This is a genomic window from Streptomyces sp. NPDC097640, from assembly GCF_040302705.1.
Taxonomy (GTDB): Bacteria; Actinomycetota; Actinomycetes; order Streptomycetales; family Streptomycetaceae; genus Streptomyces.
On record NZ_JBEOSB010000018.1, the window covers coordinates 205,716 to 225,910 of the forward strand.

Annotated in this window: 17 protein-coding genes; 4 read left to right on the plus strand and 13 right to left on the minus strand. The window is 73.2% G+C overall.

Translation table 11 applies throughout. The features are described 5' to 3' along the window. Position 1: 1 nt before the first annotated feature. Both ABTY62_RS27680 and ABTY62_RS27685 read right to left on the minus strand, forming a co-directional pair. Entirely contained in the window at positions 2–1,213 is a 1,212-nt protein-coding gene (locus ABTY62_RS27680; RefSeq protein WP_352132109.1) for an AI-2E family transporter, read from the minus strand. A 75-nt stretch (positions 1,214–1,288) separates the two neighbouring features. Next, positions 1,289–1,483: a DUF3046 domain-containing protein gene (locus tag ABTY62_RS27685; RefSeq protein WP_311723826.1), complete on the minus strand. Its 195-nt coding sequence runs from the start codon at positions 1,481–1,483 to the stop codon at positions 1,289–1,291. A 79-nt stretch (positions 1,484–1,562) separates the two neighbouring features. Here ABTY62_RS27685 and ABTY62_RS27690 point away from each other — a divergent pair, with 79 nt between their 5' ends. Continuing rightward, positions 1,563–2,498 carry a hypothetical protein gene (locus ABTY62_RS27690; RefSeq protein ID WP_352132110.1) on the plus strand — a complete coding sequence of 312 codons (936 nt, stop codon included), beginning with the start codon at positions 1,563–1,565 and terminating at the stop codon, positions 2,496–2,498. Here the strand turns inward: ABTY62_RS27690 and ABTY62_RS27695 are convergent. Genes ABTY62_RS27695 through ABTY62_RS27705 form a run of 3 tightly spaced genes read right to left on the minus strand, consistent with a single transcriptional unit; the run spans position 2,495 to position 4,432 of the window. Next, positions 2,495–2,797 (minus strand): AzlD domain-containing protein, encoded by a 303-nt coding sequence (locus tag ABTY62_RS27695; protein ID WP_311723828.1) that lies wholly within the window; start codon positions 2,795–2,797, stop codon positions 2,495–2,497. The genes ABTY62_RS27690 and ABTY62_RS27695 overlap by 4 nt on opposite strands. Continuing rightward, positions 2,794–3,534: an AzlC family ABC transporter permease gene (locus tag ABTY62_RS27700; RefSeq protein WP_352132111.1), complete on the minus strand. Its 741-nt coding sequence runs from the start codon at positions 3,532–3,534 to the stop codon at positions 2,794–2,796. The genes ABTY62_RS27695 and ABTY62_RS27700 overlap by 4 nt, the downstream gene beginning before the upstream one ends. 58 nt (positions 3,535–3,592) lie before the next feature. After that, positions 3,593–4,432, minus strand: coding sequence for an AraC family transcriptional regulator (locus tag ABTY62_RS27705; protein ID WP_352132112.1), 840 nt, complete (start codon positions 4,430–4,432; stop codon positions 3,593–3,595). Between the two features lie 100 nt (positions 4,433–4,532). Between ABTY62_RS27705 and ABTY62_RS27710 the strand changes: the two genes are divergently transcribed. Genes ABTY62_RS27710 through ABTY62_RS27720 form a run of 3 tightly spaced genes read left to right on the plus strand, consistent with a single transcriptional unit; the run spans position 4,533 to position 10,802 of the window. After that, positions 4,533–9,149, plus strand: a complete 4,617-nt coding sequence (locus ABTY62_RS27710; RefSeq protein WP_352132113.1) for an ATP-dependent helicase — start codon at positions 4,533–4,535, stop codon at positions 9,147–9,149. Positions 9,150–9,197: 48 nt separating this feature from the next. Then, entirely contained in the window at positions 9,198–9,992 is a 795-nt protein-coding gene (locus ABTY62_RS27715) for an Fpg/Nei family DNA glycosylase (protein WP_352132114.1), read from the plus strand. A 36-nt stretch (positions 9,993–10,028) separates the two neighbouring features. Beyond that, positions 10,029–10,802, plus strand: coding sequence for an SDR family NAD(P)-dependent oxidoreductase (locus ABTY62_RS27720; RefSeq protein WP_352132115.1), 774 nt, complete (start codon positions 10,029–10,031; stop codon positions 10,800–10,802). A gap of 434 nt (positions 10,803–11,236) precedes the next feature. Here the strand turns inward: ABTY62_RS27720 and ABTY62_RS27725 are convergent, their stop codons facing one another. From ABTY62_RS27725 to ABTY62_RS27760, 8 genes are all read right to left on the minus strand, one after another. Next, entirely contained in the window at positions 11,237–11,716 is a 480-nt protein-coding gene (locus ABTY62_RS27725) for a Dps family protein (protein ID WP_311723835.1), read from the minus strand. 180 nt (positions 11,717–11,896) lie between these two features. Next, positions 11,897–12,280 carry a helix-turn-helix domain-containing protein gene (locus ABTY62_RS27730; protein WP_065965310.1) on the minus strand — a complete coding sequence of 128 codons (384 nt, stop codon included), beginning with the start codon at positions 12,278–12,280 and terminating at the stop codon, positions 11,897–11,899. A gap of 109 nt (positions 12,281–12,389) precedes the next feature. Next, the gene (locus tag ABTY62_RS27735; protein WP_352132116.1) at positions 12,390–12,923 is read right to left on the minus strand and encodes a CinA family protein; all 534 of its coding nucleotides are present in this window, start codon (positions 12,921–12,923) and stop codon (positions 12,390–12,392) included. Then, positions 12,920–13,564, minus strand: coding sequence for a CDP-diacylglycerol--glycerol-3-phosphate 3-phosphatidyltransferase (pgsA, locus tag ABTY62_RS27740; RefSeq protein ID WP_311723836.1), 645 nt, complete (start codon positions 13,562–13,564; stop codon positions 12,920–12,922). Before pgsA ends, ABTY62_RS27735 begins: the two co-directional genes overlap by 4 nt. Beyond that, the gene (rimO, locus tag ABTY62_RS27745) at positions 13,561–15,144 is read right to left on the minus strand and encodes a 30S ribosomal protein S12 methylthiotransferase RimO (RefSeq protein WP_352132117.1); all 1,584 of its coding nucleotides are present in this window, start codon (positions 15,142–15,144) and stop codon (positions 13,561–13,563) included. The genes pgsA and rimO overlap by 4 nt, the downstream gene beginning before the upstream one ends. A 63-nt stretch (positions 15,145–15,207) precedes the next feature. Then, on the minus strand, positions 15,208–16,050 hold the full coding sequence (locus tag ABTY62_RS27750) for a helix-turn-helix domain-containing protein (protein ID WP_352132118.1): 843 nt from the start codon (positions 16,048–16,050) through the stop codon (positions 15,208–15,210). A gap of 190 nt (positions 16,051–16,240) precedes the next feature. Then, a complete protein-coding gene (locus ABTY62_RS27755) occupies positions 16,241–19,105 on the minus strand; it encodes a DNA translocase FtsK (RefSeq protein WP_352132119.1) in 2,865 nt (954 codons plus the stop codon). Positions 19,106–19,278: 173 nt separating this feature from the next. After that, a complete protein-coding gene (locus ABTY62_RS27760; protein ID WP_352132120.1) occupies positions 19,279–19,953 on the minus strand; it encodes a response regulator in 675 nt (224 codons plus the stop codon). Between the last annotated feature and the right edge of the window lie 242 nt (positions 19,954–20,195).

Below are 20,195 nucleotides of genomic sequence, written 5' to 3' on the forward strand. Positions count from 1 at the left end.
GTCAACCACGCCGCTTCAGCGTGTCCCGCGCCCGCGCCAGCGCCGACATACCGCCCTGCCGCCGCGTCCGGCCCTTGACCCGCAGGTCGTCCGTGACGTCGTACCGCTTGATGTACGCGCCGAGGAACGCCTGGAGCGTCGCGGTCGCCGGGATCGCGATCAGCGCGCCCACCGCGCCGAGCAGCGCGGTGCCCGCGATCACCGAGCCGAAGGAGACGGCCGGGTGGATGTCCACCGTCCTGGCGGTGATGCGCGGCTGAAGCAGATAGTTCTCGAACTGCTGGTACACCACCACGAAGATCAGCACCCACAGCGCGTACCAGGGCTCGACGGTGAACGCGATCAGCATCGGCAGGGCGCCTGCCATGTAGGTACCGATGGTCGGGATGAACTGCGAGATCAGCCCCACCCAGACGGCCAGCGCCGGGGCGTAGGGCACGCCCAGCCACTCCAGCAGGACGTAGTGCGCTATGCCGGAGATCAGCGCCATCAGGCCGCGCGAGTAGATGTAGCCGCCGGTCTTGGCGACCGCGATCTCCCAGGCGCGCAACACCTCGGTCTGCCGGGTCGGCGGCAGGACCGAGCACAGGGCGCGGCGCAGCCGGGGGCCGTCGGCGGCGAAGTAGAAGGCGAAGAGGACCACCGTCAGGACCTTGAAGAGCCCCCCGAGGACCTGCGTGGAGACGTCCAGCACGTTGTCCGCGCTGTTCTTGACGTAGTTCTGTAGCCAGTCCGAGTGAAGCAGGCTGTCCTGGATCTCGACCCGCGACAGCTCGGTGTGGAACGTCTCGTTGATCCAGCTGACCAGCTGGTCCAGGTACTTCGGGAAGTCCTCGACCATGGTCATGATCTGGTCGGCGAGCATCGAGCCGAGCAGGGTGAAGAACCCGGCGACACCGATCAGGATGCCGAGGAAGACCAGGCCGGTGGCCGCCCCCCGGCGCATGCCGCGCGCGGCCATCCGGTCCACGGCCGGTTCGACGGCGAGCGCGAGGAAGAACGCGATCAGGATGTTGAGGAGCAGTCCGGTCAGCTGGTCGAAAGCCCAGGTGGCCAGTCGATAACAGGCCACCAGGGCGAGTGCGAGCACCATGGCGCGCGGCAGCCAGCGCGGCATGCGCGCGTCGGGCCGCGCCCCGGGGGCGGCGGCAGCCTCGGGGCTGGCGGGGACGCCGTCGGCGTCGGGCGGGAGGGTCTCTTCTGCTGGGGCCACCCGGCAAGTGTGGCGTACATCCGTGGAAGAATTCCGGCCACCCCGCAACTCCGGGGCCGCGGGCCCGGCGGCCGCTCAGCGCTTGTCGGCCGGAATCTCCAGGGCGACGCACACCCCGCGCCAGACGGCCTTGGCCTCCCAGCCGGCGTCCAGCGCCTGGTGCACGGTACGACCACCGAGCTCGGACATCACATGGTCACGTGCGAAGGAGTCCGCGTACCCCTCTCCGAAGTAGTCCGCCATCCGCTGCCAGAAGTCCGTCAACCGCATGCGATCAGTATCGCGCTCCTGGGGGTGCAGTCGGACGCGAGCCGCCGTGCGACAGCGCTTTGCGGCCTACGGTCGGCCCATGGACCGATCCGCAGCAGTCCCCTCCTCCCCGCTCGCCCGCGCCGAGCAGTTCGTGTGGCTGACCGCCCGGGTGCTCGAGCAGCGCAGATTCGCGTACCACTTCCTGGGCGGCGGCGCCGATCCGGTCGAGACCGCGCTGGCCGCGTACCTGGGCGACGACGGGGGCTACGGCCACGCCCTGGAGCCGGATCTGCGCGGCCCGCACAGCAGGCCGCAGCACGCCGTGCACGCGCTGCGCGTCCTGGACGGGATCGGCCGCTGCGCGGGGCGGCGCGTGGAGCTGCTGTGCCGCTATCTGACGGAGATCACCACCCCGGACGGCGCGCTCCCGGCGCACCGCCCCGCCCCGCCCGGCGCCGCGGTGGCCTCCTGGAATCCCGCGGCGGACGGCTCGGCCGGCGATCTGCGCGCCACCGGTCCGGTGGTGGGTCTGCTGCACCGCAACGACGTGTGGCACGCCTGGCTGTTCCGGGCGACGGACTTCTGCTGGGCGGCCGTCGCGGCCCTGGCGGAGGGCGCCGCGCCCCGTCCGCGCGAGGTGCTGGCGGCCGTCGCCTTCCTCGACGGGGCGCCGGACCGCCCGCGCGCACTGGCGGCGGCGGAGCGGCTCGGGCGGCGGGTGCGCAAACTGGGGCTGGTGACGCTGGACCCCGAGCGCGCCGAGGACCATCCGCCCGCCGAGGGCCGCGCCCCGGGCGAGCGGATCTTCGTACACGAGGTGGCGCGCACCCCGGACTCGTCGGCCCGTCCGTGGTTCACCGACGCCGAGGTGGAGCGGTCGCTGGACCTCCTCGCCGCCTCCCAGGGCGAGGACGGCGGCTGGCCCCTCCCCCACCGGCACCCGGGCCCGCCCGGAGCAGCCCTGGAACGGCGGCCGATCGCGACCATCGAGGCCCTGCTGACGCTGCGCGCGTACGGCCGCGCCCTGGACTAGAGCGCCCGTACACCCGCGGTGACGATCACGGCGACGGCGACCACCACCAGAAAGGGGGCGCGCAGCACCAGGGCGAGCGCCGCCGCGCCGAGCCCTGCCGCGCGCGCGTCGAGGACCAGGTGCTGCCCGTCGCCGAAGGTCTGCTGAGCGGTGAGGGCGGCCAGCAGCGCGACGGGGAGCAGCGCGGCCAGGCGCCGGACGGCCGGGCGCTCGAGGGCCCCGGCGGGCACCGAAAGGCCCAGCAGTTTGGCCAGGTAGCACCCGGCCGCGGTGACGCCGATGGCGATCCAGGTGCTCAACGGACCCCGCCCTCCCCGGTGGCGCGCCGGTCACGCAGGCCGTGGACGGCGAGGACGGCGGGTGCGGCGAGCGCTGCCACCAGGACCGGCACCCCGGCGGGCAGCAGCGGCAGACAGCCGAGGACGAGCAACACCCCGAGGCCGGCCGCGGCCCGCTCGACCGTGCCGCGGAGCATGGGCGCCAGCAGGGCGAGGAATACCGCGGGCCCGGCGGCGTCCAGGCCCCAGGCGGCGGTGTCGCCGAGGGCGTTCGCCCCGAAGGCGCCGGCCAGCGTGGTCAGGTTCCACAGGACGTACAGGCTCAGGCCGGTGACGGTGAAGCCGAGCCGCGCGGTGCGCCGGTCGGGCTGCGCGAGGGCGACGGCGGAGGTCTCGTCGATGACCCAGTGCGCGGCCAGCGGGCGCACGGGCCGGGGCAGTCCGAGGAGGCCGGACAGCCGCAGCCCGTAGAACGCGTTGCGCACGCCCAGGAAGAACGCCCCCGCGGCGGCGGTGAGCGGGTTGCCGCCCGCCGCCAGCGCACCGACGAGGGCGAACTGCGAGGCGCCGGTGAAGACGAGGAGGCTGAGCGCGCAGCTCTGCGCGATGCTGAGGCCGGCGCCCGCCGATGTCACGCCGAAGGCGAAGCCGGAGAGCCCGACCGCGACCCCGACGCCCAGCGCGTCACGGACCACGGCCGCGCTCGCCTTGAGCTCGGAGCCGGTACGTATGTCGATCTGTTCTGCCACGCCCCGCACGTTAGGAGACCGGATGGTGCCCGGTCTTGTACGTTCTTGCACCTGCTCACGCCGGGGCCTACGGCCTGGCGGCGCGCTCGCGCCGGTAGGCGCCCGGCGGCACTCCGACGATCCGGGTGAAGTGCCGGTTCAGATGGGGCTGGTCGGTGAAGCCGACGGCGACGGCGGCCTCGGCGGGGGCGGCCCCGCCGTCCAGCAGGCGGCGGGCCCGGCGCACCCGGGCGTCGGTGAGCCAGGTGTGCGGCGGCATCCCGTAGGCGGCGCGGAACGCGCGCAGCAGGGCGAAGGGGCCCGTGCCGAGCTCTGCCGCCAGCCGCTCCAGGGTGGGCGGGTCGGCCATCCGCTCTTCGAGGAGCTCGCGGGCGCGCGCCGCCGAGCGCGCTCCCGCGCTGCGCGCCGTGCGCGTGGGGAGCGGGCCGCCGTGGTGACGCAGCAGATGGGCGACAGTGACGCGCAGCAGGCTGTCGGCGGCGAGCGCGTCGCCCTCCTCGGCCGCCCGGTGCACCTCGCCGATGAGCCGCGCGGCGTGCGCGTCCTCGACCATGGCCTCGGCGAACCAGACCGTGCCGCGGACCGTGGTGGTCTCGGCCGCGATGTCGGCGATCACCAACGCGGAGGGATAGAGCGTGGCGTAGGCCCAGCCCTCCGGCACCCCGGCGCGCGCGGTGTGCGGCACCTCCGGGTTGATCATGACGACGGTGCCGGGGCCGGCCCGCTCGATGCCGCCCGGCAGCCCGACCTCCTCCACCCCGCGGGTGACCGCGCCGAACACATATCCGTCGTGGGAGTGCAGGGGGAAGGTGTGGCGCACATAGCGGGCCCGCAGCAGGTCGAGACCCGGCAGCGCGGTCCAGCGCCAGTGCCGTGCCCACTCCCCTGCCCGCCGCCTGGTGTCCATGAGGTCATTGTGCGCCGCGAACCGAGCCGCGGAACCACCAGCCCGGGGCCGTGACCTGCGGGTCCGCCCGTTGTCAGTGGTGCGGTGCACGATGGAGGGCATGGCAGGCCCAGCGCTCGACGGATTCTCCCCCGCCACCCGCGGATGGTTCGCGGGTGCCTTCATCGCGCCCACGGCGGCGCAGGAGGGCGCCTGGCGGGCGATCGGCGAGGGTTCGGACGTGCTGGTCGTGGCCCCCACCGGCTCCGGCAAGACCCTGGCCGCGTTCCTCGCCGCGCTCGACCGGCTGGCGAGCACGCCCCCGCCGGCCGAGGCCCGGCAGCGCTGCCGGGTGTTGTACATCTCGCCGCTCAAGGCCCTGGCGGTGGACGTCGAGCGCAACCTCCGCAGCCCGCTCACCGGCATCCGCCAGGAGTCCGTGCGGCTCGGGCTGCCCGAGCCGGAGATCCGGGTGGGCGTCCGCTCCGGCGACACCCCGGCCGCCGAGCGCCGCGCGCTGGTCAACCGCCCGCCGGACATCCTGATCACCACCCCCGAGTCGCTGTTCCTGATGCTCACCTCGTCCGCGCGGGAGGCGCTGCGCGGTGTGGAGACGGTGATCCTCGACGAGGTCCACGCCGTCGCCGGGACCAAGCGCGGCGCGCATCTCGCGCTCTCCCTGGAGCGGCTCGACGAGCTGCTGACCCGCCCGGCCCGGCGGATCGGCCTCTCGGCGACCGTGCGACCGGTGGACGAGGTGGCGCGCTTTCTGTCGCCGCGGCGCAAGGTGGAGATCGTCCAGCCGCGGTCGGACAAGGAGTTCGACCTGACGGTGGTGGTCCCGGTCGAGGACCTGGGTGAGCTGGGCGGCTCGCCCGTGCGGGACGGCGACACCGACACGGGCGAGAAGCCGTCGATCTGGCCCCATGTGGAGGAGCGGATCGCCGATCTGGTGCAGGCCCACCGCTCGACGATCGTCTTCGCCAACTCCCGCCGCCTCGCCGAGCGGCTGTGCAACCGGCTCAACGAGATCGCCTACGAGCGGGCCACGGGGGCGGCCCTGCCCGAGGACCACTCCCCCGCCGAGCTGATGGCCGAGTCGGGCGCGGCCAAGGGAGCGCCCGCGCTGCTGGCCCGCGCGCACCACGGCTCGGTGTCCAAGGAGCAGCGGGCGCTGGTGGAGGAGGACCTCAAGGCGGGCCGGCTGCCCGCCGTGGTGGCCACCTCCAGCCTGGAGCTGGGCATCGACATGGGCGCGGTCGACCTCGTCGTCCAGGTCGAGTCGCCGCCGTCGGTGGCCTCCGGGCTCCAGCGCGTGGGCCGCGCCGGCCATCAGGTGGGCGCGGTCTCCACCGGCGTGGTCTTCCCCAAGTACCGCGGCGACCTGGTGCAGGCCGCGGTGGTCACCGAGCGGATGCGCGAGGGGGCCATCGAGTCGCTGCGCGTGCCCGCCAACCCGCTGGACGTACTGGCCCAGCAGCTCGTCGCCATGACGGCCGTGGACACCTGGGACGTGGACGAGCTGCTGGCCCTGGTCCGCCGCGCCGCCCCCTTCGCCGCGCTCCCCGAGTCCGCCTTCGTCTCGGTCCTCGACATGCTCGCGGGCCGCTATCCGTCCGACGCCTTCGCGGAGCTGCGGCCGCGCCTGGTGTGGGACCGCGTGGCCAATACGGTCACCGGCCGCCCGGGGGCGCAGCGGCTGGCGGTCACCTCGGGCGGCACGATCCCCGACCGCGGCCTGTTCGGGGTCTTTCTGGCGGGTGCCGACCCGAAGAAGGGCGGGGGCAGGGTAGGCGAGCTCGACGAGGAGATGGTCTACGAGTCGCGGGTGGGCGATGTGTTCACCCTCGGCACCACCTCATGGCGGATCGAGGACATCACCCGCGACCGGGTCGTGGTCACCCCCGCCCCCGGTGTCCCCGGCCGCCTCCCGTTCTGGAAGGGCGACCAGCTGGGCCGTCCGCTGGAGCTCGGCCGCGCGCTGGGCGCCTTCCTCCGGGAGATCGTCGGCATGACCCCCGAGTCGGCCCGGGAGCGGCTGCTGGCGGCCGGGCTCGACGACTGGGCCGCCGACAACGTCCTGGCGTATCTGGACGAGCAGCGCCGCGCCTGCGGCCATGTGCCGGACGACCGCACCATCGTCGTGGAGCGCTTCCGGGACGAGCTGGGCGACTGGCGCGTCGTCATCCACTCCCCCTTCGGCGCGCAGGTCCACGCCCCCTGGGCGCTGGCGCTGGGGGCGCGGCTGTCCGAGCGGTTCGGGCTGGACGCGCAGGCGATGCACGCGGACGACGGCATCGTGCTGCGGCTGCCCGACGCGGACCTGATGGGTCTGGACCTGCTGGACGCCGACCCGGCGGCCCAGGGCCGGGAGTACGACTTCGAGAAGTCCCCCGTCGGGGCGGCCGATGTCGCCTTCGACAAGGACGAGGTCGGCCAGATCGTCACCGACCAGGTCGGCGGTTCGGCGCTGTTCGCCTCGCGCTTCCGCGAGTGCGCGGCCCGCGCCCTGCTGCTGCCCCGCCGCAACCCCGGCAAGCGCACCCCGCTGTGGCAGCAGCGTCAGCGGGCCTCGCAGCTGCTCCAGGTGGCGAGCGAGTTCGGGTCGTTCCCGATCGTTCTCGAAGCCGTCCGCGAATGCCTCCAGGACGTGTTCGACGTCCCCGGGCTCACCGAGCTCATGGGCGACCTCGAGTCCCGGCGGGTCCGGCTGGTGGAGGTGACCACCCCGGAGCCGTCCCCGTTCGCCCGCTCGCTGCTCTTCGGCTATGTGGCGCAGTTCCTGTACGAGGGCGACTCCCCCCTGGCCGAGCGCCGGGCCGCCGCGCTCTCCCTCGACTCCCGGCTCCTGGCCGAGCTCCTCGGCCAGGCCGAGCTGCGCGAGCTGCTCGACCCCGACGTCCTGGCAGAGCTGGAGCGCGAGCTCCAGTGGCTCACCGAAGACCGCCGGGTCAAGGACGCCGAGGGCGTCGCCGACCTGCTGCGCCTCCTGGGGCCGCTCACCGACGCCGAGCTGTCCGAGCGCGGCGCCGACCCCCAGTGGGCGCGGGAGCTGTCGGGGGCCCGCCGGGCCATCCGCGTCCGTATCTCCGGGCAGGACCACTGGGCGGCCGTCGAGGACGCGGGGCGGCTGCGGGACGCGCTGGGCACGGCGCTGCCCGTCGGGGTCCCCGAGGCGTTCACCGAGCCGGTCAAGGATCCGCTCGGCGATCTCCTGGCCCGCTTCGCCCGCACCCACGGCCCCTTCACCTCCGCCCAGGCCGCGGCCCGCTTCGGCCTGGGCACCGCCGTCACCGACGGGGCGCTGCACAGCCTCGCGGCGGGCGGCCGTATCGTCCAGGGCGAGTTCGCCCCCGCCGGGGTCAGCCAGGAGTGGTGCGACGCCACCGTGCTGCGCCGGCTGCGCCGCCGCTCCCTGGCCGCGCTGCGCCATGAGCTGGAGCCCGTCCCGCCGACCGCGCTCGCCTCCTTCCTCCCGCGCTGGCAGCACCTGGGCACCCACAGCCTGCGCGGGATCGACGGGCTGGTGCGCGCCGTCGAGCAGCTCCAGGGCGCCCCGGTGCCCGCCTCCGCGCTGGAGAAGCTGGTCCTGCCCTCCCGGGTCAGTGACTACACCGCCACCATGCTCGACGAGCTCACCGCGAGCGGGGAGGTGGTCTGGGCCGGGGCGGGCGCGCTGCCCGGCAAGGACGGCTGGGTCACCCTCCACCTCGCCGAGGCCGCTCCGCTGCTGCTGCACCCGCCGCACCCGCTGGAGATCGGCCCGTTCCACCAGGCCGTGCTGGACGCGCTGGCCGGTGGCTACGGCCTGTTCTTCCGCCAGATCTCCGAGCAGGTCCGGGCCGCCGGACACGACGTCCAGGACCCTCAGCTCGCCGAGGCCGTCTGGGACCTGGCCTGGTCCGGCCGGCTCACCGGCGACACCCTCGCCCCGCTGCGCGCCCTGATGGGCTCGGGCCGCACGGCCGGCTCCACCGCGCACCGGGCCAGGCGCGCGGTCCCCCGGGGCCGCTACGGCAGCCTCACCGGCCGCCCCACCGGCCGCCCCACCGCCTCCCGTAACGGACCGCCCACCGTGGCGGGCCGCTGGTCCCTGCTGCCCGAGCGCGAGCCGGAGCCCACCCACCGCGCCCACGCTCTGGCCCGTACGCTGCTCGACCGCCATGGGGTGGTGACCCGCGGCGCGGTCGCCGCCGAGGGCGTCGAGGGCGGGTTCTCCGCCGCCTACCGGGTGCTGTCCGCCTTCGAGGACAGCGGCCAGGCCCGCCGCGGCTATGTGGTCGAGGGGCTCGGCGCCGCCCAGTTCGCCATGGACGGGGCGGTCGACCGGCTCCGCGCGGTCAACACGGCCCGTGACACCGGCGACCCCGCCCGTCGCGCCGTCCTCCTCGCCGCGGCCGACCCGGCCAACGCGTACGGCGCCGCCCTCCCCTGGCCCGACCCGCCCGCCGACGCGAACCACCGGCCGGGCCGGAAGGCGGGGTCCCTGGTCGTCCTCGTCGACGGAGAGCTGACCCTCTATATGGAGCGCGGCGGCAAGACGCTCCTCGCATGGCACGACGACACCCGGCTCGACGCGGCGGTCGAGGCGCTCGCCCAGGCCGCGCGGGCGGGCTCGCTGGGCACGGTGACCGTGGAGCGGGTCAACGGGGCGGCCGCGCTGTCCTCCCCTACGGGGCGCGCCCTGGAAGGAGCCGGATTCCATCCCACCCCCCGCGGCCTGCGGCTTCGCCCGTGACGGACAGGGCGCGCCCCGCACCGCCGCGCCGGAGGGCATCATGGATCCATGCCCGAGGGAGACACCGTCTGGCGGACGGCCCAGCGCCTGCACCAGGCCCTGGCGGACCGGCCGCTCACCGGCTGTGATCTGCGCGTCCCCCGGCTGGCCACGGTCGACCTCGCCGGGCGCCGGGTGACGGATGTCACCGCGCGCGGAAAGCATCTGCTCACCCGTCTGGAGGGCGGCCTGACCCTCCACTCCCATCTGCGGATGGACGGCTCCTGGCAGATCTACGCCCCCGGCGAGCGGTGGCGCGGCGGCCCGCTCCACCAGGTCCGCGCCGTGCTCAGCACCGCCGACCACACGGCCGTCGGCTACCGCCTCCCCGTCCTCGAGCTGCTCCACACCTCGGATGAGGACCGGGCCGTGGGACATCTGGGCCCCGATCTCCTCGGCCCCGGCTGGGACCCGCCCGAGGCCGTGCGCCGCCTGCTCGCCGACCCCGCCCGCCCCGTCGGCGAGGCCCTGCTCGACCAGCGCAACCTCGCGGGGATCGGCAATGTGTACAAGTCGGAGCTGTGTTTCCTGCTGCGCGTCTCCCCGTGGCTCCCCATCGGTCAAGTGCCGTCCCCCGAGCGGCTGGTGGCCCTCGCCAAGAAGCTGCTGGAGGCCAACAAGACCCGCCCCGCGCGCGTCACCACGGCCGAGCCGCGCGCCGACCGCCGGCTGTGGGTCTACGGCCGGGCTGGCAAGCCCTGTCTGCGCTGCGGCACACCCGTGCGCCTGGTGGATCAGGGCCGCGCCGGCCAGGAGCGCGCCACGTACTGGTGCCCGGCCTGCCAGCCGGGCCCGACCGACTAATTGACGGTCCGTCAGATCCGGGCGTACGGTCACGCCATGACGGTCACCGCGTACGACCTCACCGGCCGCACCGCACTGGTCACCGGCGCGGCCAGCGGAATCGGCCGGGCCTGCGCCGCCCTGCTGGCCGAGGCCGGTGCCACCGTCCACATCGCGGACCTGGACGGCGACGGCGCGCGGCGGACTGCCGACGACATCACCGCATCGGGGGGCAGCGCCCACGCCCACACCCTGGACGTCGCCGACCGCGCCCAGGTCGCTGCCGCGGTGGCCGCCGCACGCGCGGGCGGACGCCTCGACATCATGGCCAACATCGCCGGGATCATGCACAGCAGCCCCGTCCTGGAGACGGACGACGCCGATCTCGACCGCGTGCTGGCGGTCAACTTCAAAGGGGTGCTGTACGGCTGCCAGGAGGCCGCCCGCGCCATGGTCGAACAGGGCACCGGCGGCGCCATCGTCACCATGGCCTCCGGTGCCATCGACACCGGCGCGCCCGGCCTGCTGTGCTACGGCGTCGCGAAGGCCGCCGTCGTCCAGCTCACCAAGACCCTCGCCACCGAGGTGGGCCGCCACGGCATTCGTGTGAACGCCGTCGCCCCCGGGTGGATCCGCACGCCCATGACAGACCGCCACAGCGACGAGGAGCAGCGCCTCGCGGAGGAACCGATGGTGCGGCACAGCCCGCTGGGGCGGGTGGGCGAGCCGGCGGACGTCGCACACGCGGTGCTCCACCTGGCGTCCGACGCCTCATCCTTCACGACCGGCCAGATCCTGCGCCCGAACGGCGGCCTCGCCATGCCCTGGTGACCCCGGCCCCGGCCCCGGCCCCGGCCGCGGCCTCGACCAGAGCCGGCGCATCGACCGCCCCCGGGAGGGACAACAGTGCACCGGCAGCAGACTCAGCCCCCAGCCGCCCACCGTGAACGCCCCCTCAACCGGCCCCGTCTGCTCCGGCGCCGCGGCCATCCGCAGCACCGCCCACCACCACACCCCGCCGAGAGCGAGCGCGACCGCCCACCGGACCGGTCCGCGGCGCTGTTTGTCGGCCCCTCCCACGGCTGCCATCGACTGCCTCCTTCGGCCGACGCTAGACGCCCGCTCACTCACGACGGGAGGGCGCATCGGAGGCTCATGGGCGCGTCAGACGTCCCGCGCCCCCTCCAGTCTGACCGGCCTCACCGCCGCCCGCACCCAGAGCCGGGGAGCCCCCGCGACACCGGGCGGCCGGGCCGCGGAGGGCGTTACCGGCCGTTGACGTTCTCCGCCTGGAACATCCAGTGGTGCTTCTCCAGATCGCGCGTGAGTCCGATGAGGATGTCCTGGGTCACCGGATCGGGGTCGGCCGTGGCCTCGATGCGGTCGCGCATGCGGGTGATCACGGCTCGGAGGCCGGCCACCAGGGCGCGCACGGCGTCCTTGTCCTCGGTCCAGCCGCTCTTGGCCGTGTCGATGCCGCTGGTCGCGGCCACGGTGGCGGCACGGCCGTCCGGGGGCACCCCGAGCGCGGAGGCCCGCTCCGCCACGGTGTCGGCGTGCTGCCTGGCGGTGGTGACGACGTCGTCGAGCTGTAGATGGACCGAGCGGAAACGCGGGCCGACGATGGTCCAGTGGACCTGCTTGCCCACGAGCGCAAGGTCGACGAGGTCGACGAGAGCACCCTGTAGCGCATCGCTGACGACCTTGAGGTTCTCCTCCGAGAGCGGGCTCTTCACCACAGACATCCATCTCCTCCTTTTCGACCCGTTGACTGACTCTTGAATAGGTTTTGAACTATTTGGGCTCTTTTGCTCCCTTTTCTACCTTCCCTACAGAGTGACCCGTGCGCGACCGGGCAAACGTCGAGCCCCGGTCGGTGTGTACCGACCGGGGCTCGAAAGCTCTTCGCTGTCAGGGTGCGGCGGTCAGGCCGCGACCACGTCCACAGCCTCCGTAGGCGCCTTGATGGTCACCCGCTCCTCCGGGACACCCGTCACGGACGTCACGGAAACCGAATTGAGCATGGGCCGCATCGGCGCGGGCACCTTCTCGCTCGCCGCCGTCGACTCCGCCAGCTCCGCGAGCGACAATTCGTCGCTCACCTCTCGCATGACCTGGGACATTCTGACGTCCAGTGCGTCGCAGATCGCGGACAGCAGCTCGGAGGACGCCTCCTTCTGGCCGCGCTCCACCTCTGAGAGATAGCCGAGGGACACCCGGGCGGAGGAGGACACCTCGCGCAGGGTACGGCCCTGGCGCTGGCGCTGCCGGCGCAGCACGTCACCCAGCAGGCGACGGAGCAGAATCATCGCTGGCTCCCTCCTCGGACCTCGGATCCGGATCCTTCACGCCCCACCGTACCGCCTCTTGCTGCGCCCGTGCGGGGAGCGATGTCGTGTTCACTCAGGGCTGCAAACATCAAATCCCCCCGCGTTGTTCCGTATCCTGTGCCCTCGCTGTCGCGATCAATTCTCCCAACAGCAGCTTGACCGCCGCCTCCACGGTTTGTCGACGGATTCCGGCGCGGTCTCCGGACAGCCGCAGCGCCACCGCGGCGGCCGCGCCCGAAGGCCCCGCCACCGCCACGTGGACCGTGCCCACGGGCTGCCCGTCCTGCGGTGTGGGCCCCGCCACACCGGTGGTCGCCACGCCCCAGTCCGCACCCAGGGCCCGCCGTACACCCCCCGCCATCTGCCGGGCGACCTCCGCGTCCACCGCCCCCCGGGCATCGAGCAGGGGCCCGTCGACGCCCAGTACGTCCCGCTTGAGATCGGTGGCGTACGCGGTGACCGAGCCGCGGAAGGAGCGGGACGCGCCCGGCACATCCGTCAGCTCGGCGGCCAGCAGCCCGCCGGTCAGCGATTCGGCGACGGCGACGGTCTGCCCGCGCTCCTCCAGCAGCCCCAGCGCCTCGGCCGCGGCTCCCCCGCTTCCCCCGTGCCCCCGGTTCACCCCACGGACTCCCGCCCCGCCCGCTCCGCGGCCAGCCCGGCCCGGCGCAGCACGACCGCCTGGCGGACGTAGTCGAGGCCGGTGAGCACGGTGAGCGCCACCGCCACGGCCATCATCCAGAACCTCAGGGTGGCCAGCGGCCCGGTCATCACCAGGATGTACATGCCCACCGCGGTGCCCTGCGCGAGCGTCTTCATCTTGCCGCCCCGGCTGGCCGGGATCACCCCGTGCTTGATCACCCAGAAGCGCATCAGTGTGATCCCGATCTCACGGAAGAGGATCACGCCGGTGACCCACCACGGGAGGTCGGACAGGGCCGACAGACAGATCAGCGCGGCGCCCATGATCGCCTTGTCCGCGATCGGATCGGCGATCTTGCCGAAGTCGGTGACCAGGTTGTACCGGCGGGCCAGGTGCCCGTCGAAGAGGTCGGTGATCATGGCGATGGCGAAGGCGGCCCAGGCGAAGGAGCGCCAGACCGGGTCGTACCCGCCGTTGTGCAGCATCAACAGCACGAACCCGGGCACGAGGACCAGCCGGACCATGGTGAGGATGTTGGCGATGTTCCACAGCCCGGCGGGCCGGACGGCCGCGGCCGGACGGCTGTGCCCCCCCGCGGCGGAGGCCGGAACTCCGCTCATCTGCCCGCCTCCTCGGAACACGCGCCGCCCTCGAGCGCCTCCCCCTGTTCCAGCACCTCGGCGACCAGGTCCACGCCCTCCGTCGCCACCACCTTCGCCGTGACCAGCTGCCCCACCGCGGGCCCACGGCCGCCCCCGGGCAGGGTCAGCAGCGTCTGGCCGTCGGTCTCCGGCGCCTGGTGGGCGGCGCGCCCCACCAGGGCTCTCTCGCCGTCCACAGCATCATCCGCGTCCACGGCCTCACCGGCCTCACCGGCCTCTTCGGCGTCGACTGTGGTCGTCTCCTCGACCAGCACCTCGACCACCTCGCCCAGCCGCTCCTCCGCCCGCTGCGCGGTGAGCTCCTCGGCCAGCCGCGAGATGTGCGCCAGCCGCTCGGCGACCTCGTCGGGGTCGAGCTTGTCCTCGTAGGTGGCGGCCTCGGTGCCTTCCTCATCCGAGTAGCCGAACACGCCGATGGCATCCAGCCGGGCCGCGCCGAGGAACCGCTCCAGCTCGGCCAGGTCGTCCTCGGTCTCGCCGGGGAAGCCCACGATGAAGTTGGACCGGACGCCGGCCTGCGGCGCCCTGGCCCTGATCCGGTCGAGCAGCTCCAGGAAGCGGTCGGTGTCCCCGAAGCGGCGCATCGCACGCAGCACCGAGGGGGCGGAGTGCTGGAAGGACAGGTCGAAGTACGGCGCGACCTTCTCGGTCGAGGTCAGCACGTCGATCAGCCCGGGCCGCATCTCGGCGGGCTGTAGATAGCTGACCCGGATCCGCTCGATGCCGTCCACCGCGGCCAGCTCGGGCAGCAGCGTCTCCAGCAGCCGGATGTCCCCGAGGTCCTTGCCGTAGGAGGTGTTGTTCTCGGAGACCAGCATGATCTCCTTCACGCCCTGTTCCGCCAGCCAGCGCGTCTCGCCGAGCACATCGGAGGGTCTGCGCGAGATGAAGGACCCGCGGAAGGACGGGATGGCGCAGAAGGAGCACCGCCGGTCGCAGCCGGAGGCCAGCTTGACGGAGGCCACCGGGCTGGTCCCGAGTCTGCGGCGCAGCGGGGCCCGGGGGCCGGACGCCGGAGCCACCCCCGCGGGCAGGTCCTCGGGGGCCTGCGCGGCCTCGGCCTCGGTCTGCGCGTGGCCCGGCAGGGCGACCTCGGCGGCCCCCTGCCGCTCGGCCGGGCTGATCGGCAGCAGCTTGCGCCGGTCGCGCGGCGTGTGCGAGGCGTGGACCCCGCCGGACAGGATGGTCCGCAGCCGGTCGGAGATATGGGCGTAGTCGTCGAAGCCGAGCACCCCGTCGGCCTCGGGCAGCGCCTCCGCCAGCTCTTTTCCGTACCGCTCGGCCATGCAGCCGACGGCGACCACGGCCTGGGTGCGGCCGTGGTCCTTCAGGTCGTTGGCCTCCAGCAGGGCGTCGACCGAGTCCTTTTTGGCCGCCTCGACGAAACCACAGGTGTTGACGACAGCTACATCCGCGTCGGCGGCTTCCTCGACGAGCTCCCAGCCGTCCGCCGCCAAGCGGCCTGCGAGCTCCTCCGAGTCCACCTCGTTACGGGCGCAGCCAAGAGTGACAAGGGCGACGGTACGGCGTTCGGACATGCGCTCAGACTACTTCGTCGCGCTGACACCTCCCGCTGCCAGGGCTCCCGTCCGGCTTCCCGCTCAGCCCGCCACGGGATCTCCCTTGGTATAGCTCAGCCGCTGGACCTGTCCGTTGGCCGCCAGGTCCTTGACTTCCTTGCCGTTCACGAACAGCTTGATGGCCTGGGCGTTGCCGAGCACCAGGTCGATCCGCTTGCTGTCGCTGAAGGTCTTGGAGTCGCCCTGGCGCAGCAGCCCCTCGTGGATCAGCCGCCCGTTGTGGTCCTGGGCGGAGATCCAGCTCTGCCCGCCCTGCGCGGTCAGCTTGACCGTGACCTTGTCCGCCGGGACCCCCGCGATGGCGCCGTCATCGCCGCCGGCGCCTTCGGTGGGCTCCGGCTTCTGGTCGGCCGACTTGGTGGGGGCGGGCTTGGTGCTGGGCGGGGTGGTGGACGGGTTGGCCGTCGTGGTCTCCTCGGCGACCGTGGAGCCGTCCTTCCCGTCCTCGCCGCTGAAAAGCGTGAAGCCGACGAATCCGACGACCGCGACGATCGCCGCGACCATGGCGGCCGTCCAGTTGGGGCGCCGGGGCTCGGGACGGATCCGCTCGGCTTCGAACACCGGGGCCGTCAGGGTGGGCACGGGGCGGCCGCCGTGCTCGTCGTCGTACTGGGCGACCAGGGCGTCCGGGTCGAGGCCCACGGCGCGGGCGAGCACACGGATGTGCCCCCGGGCGTAGACGTCGCCGCCGCATCGCGAGTAGTCGTCCTGCTCGATGCCTTGCACTATGGGAACGCGCACCCGGGTGGTGGTACTGACCTCGTCGACGGTCAGCCCCGCGGCGATGCGGGCCTGCTGAAGAGCACGGCCGACGGAAGGCCGGTCGTCTTCGGGGGAGTTGCCAGGAGAGTTGCCGATGGACACGGGGGCGCCTTTCGAGCGTGTAGCCACCTGCTGGAGGTTCAGTCTAGGGGTGGGGCGAAAGGGTCGGGCAAGCGGGAGGACGGAGTTTGTCCGCCATCAGGATTGCCGTATGACCGCGATCGTGGGACATCGCTCCGCCACCTCCCTCAACTTGACGTATCGGCAGGGGAAACGGTTGCCCTCCGATTCCTTATGGGTGAGCCTCCCCGCGGATCACCGCGAGCACTCCATCCAATTCATCCGGTTTGACCAGCACATCGCGCGCCTTGGAACCCTCGCTCGGGCCGACGACCCCCCGCGACTCCATGAGGTCCATCAGCCGCCCCGCCTTGGCGAAGCCCACGCGCAGCTTGCGCTGGAGCATCGACGTCGACCCGAACTGTGTGGAAACGACCAGCTCAGCGGCCTGGCACAGCAGATCCAGGTCATCGCCGATCTCCTCGTCGATCTCCTTCTTCTGCGCCGTCCCGACGGTGACGTCCTCGCGGAAGACGGGCGCCATCTGAGCCTTGCAGTGTTCGACGACGGCGGCGACCTCCTCCTCCGTGACGAAGGCGCCCTGCATCCGGACCGGCTTGCTCGCGCCCATCGGCAGGAACAGGCTGTCGCCCTTGCCGATCAGCTTCTCGGCCCCGGCCTGGTCCAGGATCACCCGGCTGTCGGCCAGCGAGGAGGTGGCGAAGGCGAGCCGTGAGGGCACGTTCGCCTTGATCAGGCCGGTGACGACGTCCACGGAGGGCCGCTGGGTGGCCAGCACCAGATGGATGCCCGCGGCGCGGGCCAGCTGGGTGATGCGGACGATCGAGTCCTCGACGTCCCGGGGCGCCACCATCATCAGGTCCGCGAGCTCGTCGACGATCACCAGCAGATACGGGTAGGGCTTGAGCTCGCGCTCGCTCCCCTCGGGCAGCTTCACCTTGCCGGCGCGGACCGCCGCGTTGAAGTCGTCCAGGTGCCGGAAGCCGAACGCCGCGAGGTCGTCGTAGCGCAGGTCCATCTCCCGTACGACCCACTGGAGGGCCTCGGCGGCGCGCTTGGGGTTGGTGATGATCGGCGTGATCAGGTGCGGGATGCCCTCGTACGCGGTCAGCTCCACGCGCTTGGGGTCGACCAGCACCATCCGCACGTCGTCCGGGGTGGCGCGCGCCATGACCGAGGTGATCAGACAGTTGATGCAGGACGACTTTCCGGAGCCGGTGGCGCCGGCCACCAGCACATGGGGCATGGCCGCCAGGTTGTGCGAGACATAGCCGCCCTCGACGTCCTTGCCGAGCGCGACGATCATCGGGTGGTCGTCGCCGGAGGCCTCGGCCGAGCGCAGCACGTCCCCCAGCCGGACCATCTCGCGGTCGCTGTTGGGGATCTCGACGCCGACCGCGGACTTGCCGGGGATCGGGCTGATGATCCGCACGTCGGGGCTGGCGACCGCGTAGGCGATGTTCTTGGTCAGCGCCGTGATCCGCTCGACCTTCACGGCCGGGCCCAGCTCCACCTCGTAGCGGGTGACCGTCGGGCCGCGGGTGAAGCCGGTGACGGACGCGTCCACCTTGAACTCGGAGAAGACGTTCGACAGCGAGGCCACCACCGCGTCGTTGGCCGGGCTGCGGGTCTTGCCGGGGCCGCCGCGCTCCAGCAGTTCCAGCGAGGGCAGGGCATAGGTGATGTCGCCGGAGAGCTGGAGCTGCTCGGCGCGCGGCGGCAGCGGCTCGGAGTGCTCGGGCGCGGGCCGGGTCAGGTCGGGGACGACGGCCGCCCGCTCCTCGCCGGCACCCTCCGCCCGACCGGACCGCTTCCGCTTCCCCGCCGGGGCGCCCGGCGCGCCGGGCTGCCCGGAGTCGCGCGCCCCCGGGACCCCGCCCGTGTCGGAGTCGGCGCCCCGGTCGGTGGAGATCCCGTTGCTGAGCCCGGCGACCAGCGGTGAGGGCTGGACGCCGTGCAGCACCGCCCCGTCCAGGGCCGCGGCCGCCGCGGCCGCCACGTCCACGGCGTCCATCGGGCGGTCGAGCGGCGGCTGCGCGGACGGCGCGCGGCGCGGACGGCGGCGCTTGCGCAGCGCCTCCTCCTCGGCCCGCTCCGGGTCGCCCGCGCCCTGCGGGCCCCCCTTGTCCAGCGAGGCCCGCCGAGGCCGTCTGGCGGGCGTCTCGCGCCATTCCTCGGCGTACTCCCCGGCGTCGTCCCACTCGTAGGCCTCATAGGCCGCGTAGCCGTCGTCGTCGGCCGGGTAGCCGGCGGGACGCTCCCGCACCAGGCCGAGCTTGGAGGCGAGCAGCCGCAGCCGCTGCGGGATGGCGGCGACGGGCGTCGCGGTCACCACCAGCAGCCCGAAGACGGTGAGCAGCACCAGCAGCGGTACGGCCAGCACCTCGCCCATCGCGACGATCAGCGGCCGGGACGCGGCCCACCCGATGAGGCCGCCCGCGTCCTGGATCGCCTGGGTGCCCTGGCCGCGGCCCGGCGCCCCGCAGGCGATGTGGACCTGGCCGAGGACGCCGATCACCAGAGCGGACAGCCCGATGACGATCCGTCCGTTCGCCTCCGGCTTCTCGGGGTGGAGGATCAGGCGGACCGCGACGGCGCCCAGCAGTATCGGCACGACCAGGTCGAGCCGCCCGAACGCGCCGGTGACCAGCACCTCGACCAGGTCACCGACCGGTCCCTGGAGATTGGACCAGGTGCCGACCGCGACGATCAGGGCCAGGGCGAACAACAGCAGCGCGCTGCCGTCCTTGCGGTGGGCCGGGTCCAGCCCCTTCGCGCCGCGCCGTATGCCACCGAACAGCGCCGCGAGGCCACGCGCCAGGCCCATCCAGACGGCGCGCGCCGCGCGGAACACCCCACTGGTGGGGTTCGGCGCCGGCTTGGGCGGCGCGGCCTTGGCGGCGGCCTTCTTCGGCGCGGCCTTCTTCGCGGGCGCGGCGGACTTCTTGGCGGGCGCCTTCTTGGCGACCGCCTTCTTCGCGGGTGCCTTCTTGGCTGCGCCCCCGGACTGCCCGGCGCGCTTCTTCGAGGTGCCCGCCGTGCTCTGGGAACCCTTGCCGGACGTACGAGAGGCCATGGAGGCGAGATTACCCGCGTCCGCCGTACGGAGCACGCATACCGCGGTGCCAGGCGTCACCCAGGCCACACCGGTGACCACCCCGGCGGCCGTGGCGGGCGGCGGGTACGCGGTGACAGCGCGTCAGGGAGACGGGACGTCACGAACGCCGGGGCGCGGGACGGATGGGCCGCTCAGCCCTGCGGCAGCTGGCCCGCCCCACCGCCCGCGCCGGGCTCCAGCGCGTCCAGCGCCCGCCGCAGCCCGGTCAGCTTGCGCTCCAGATGGGCGGCGGTGGCCACGGCGGCCGCGTCCGCGGACTCGTCCAGCTGCTTCGACAGCGCCTCGGCCTGCTCCTCCACCGCGGCCAGCCGCGCGGACAGCTCGGCCAGCAGCCCCGCCGCCTCCTTCGCGTCCTCACCGCCGGACTGGCCGCCCTCCAACTGGAGCCGCAGCAGCGAGGCCTGCTCCCTCAGCTGGCAGTTCTTCATGTAGAGGTCGACGAACACCGAGACCTTCGCGCGCAGCACCCACGGGTCGAACGGCTTGGAGATGTAGTCGACCGCGCCCGCCGCATAGCCGCGGAAGGTGTGGTGCGGACCGTGGTTGATCGCCGTGAGAAAGATGATCGGGATGTCGCGGGTCCGCTCCCGCCGCTTGATGTGCGCGGCGGTCTCGAAACCATCCATCCCCGGCATTTGGACGTCCAGCAGGATCACCGCGAAGTCGTCCGTCAGCAGCGCCTTGAGCGCTTCCTCCCCTGACGATGCCCGTACCAGTGTCTGATCGAGCGCGGAGAGAATGGCCTCCAGCGCCAGCAGATTCTCCGGCCGATCATCGACCAGGAGGATCTTGGCCTTCTGCACCATGGCCCGTCCTCCTCGCCCCGGCATGGGGCCTCCCCTGCTCAAAGAGCTCGGGGAGGCGCCGGGCGCCGCCCCGGGGGACGACTCCCTTGCGCCGCCCGTCCTTGTGCCGGTCATGGTAGCCGCACCCCGCTGTTCGCCACACCCTGTCACCGCGATGTCACTGTGCACGTAGCAGAAACGCGGCGAGAGACCAGAAGGTTCCCCGGACACCGGGTTCCCACACGTGTTCGGCGACACTCAGT

Excerpts from the sequence above, each read along its gene's own strand:
- ABTY62_RS27685 (WP_311723826.1), bottom strand. The coding sequence starts at position 1,483 with ATGCGGTTGACGGACTTCTGGCAGCGGATGGCGGACTACTTCGGAGAG.
- rimO (WP_352132117.1), bottom strand. The coding sequence starts at position 15,144 with ATGTCCGAACGCCGTACCGTCGCCCTTGTCACTCTTGGCTGCGCCCGT.
- ABTY62_RS27690 (WP_352132110.1), top strand. The coding sequence starts at position 1,563 with ATGGACCGATCCGCAGCAGTCCCCTCCTCCCCGCTCGCCCGCGCCGAG.
- ABTY62_RS27725 (WP_311723835.1), bottom strand. The coding sequence starts at position 11,716 with ATGTCTGTGGTGAAGAGCCCGCTCTCGGAGGAGAACCTCAAGGTCGTC.
- pgsA (WP_311723836.1), bottom strand. The coding sequence starts at position 13,564 with ATGAGCGGAGTTCCGGCCTCCGCCGCGGGGGGGCACAGCCGTCCGGCC.
- ABTY62_RS27760 (WP_352132120.1), bottom strand. The coding sequence starts at position 19,953 with ATGGTGCAGAAGGCCAAGATCCTCCTGGTCGATGATCGGCCGGAGAAT.
- ABTY62_RS27705 (WP_352132112.1), bottom strand. The coding sequence starts at position 4,432 with ATGGACACCAGGCGGCGGGCAGGGGAGTGGGCACGGCACTGGCGCTGG.
- ABTY62_RS27720 (WP_352132115.1), top strand. The coding sequence starts at position 10,029 with ATGACGGTCACCGCGTACGACCTCACCGGCCGCACCGCACTGGTCACC.
- ABTY62_RS27730 (WP_065965310.1), bottom strand. The coding sequence starts at position 12,280 with ATGATTCTGCTCCGTCGCCTGCTGGGTGACGTGCTGCGCCGGCAGCGC.
- ABTY62_RS27710 (WP_352132113.1), top strand. The coding sequence starts at position 4,533 with ATGGCAGGCCCAGCGCTCGACGGATTCTCCCCCGCCACCCGCGGATGG.
- ABTY62_RS27755 (WP_352132119.1), bottom strand. The coding sequence starts at position 19,105 with ATGGCCTCTCGTACGTCCGGCAAGGGTTCCCAGAGCACGGCGGGCACC.
- ABTY62_RS27715 (WP_352132114.1), top strand. The coding sequence starts at position 9,198 with ATGCCCGAGGGAGACACCGTCTGGCGGACGGCCCAGCGCCTGCACCAG.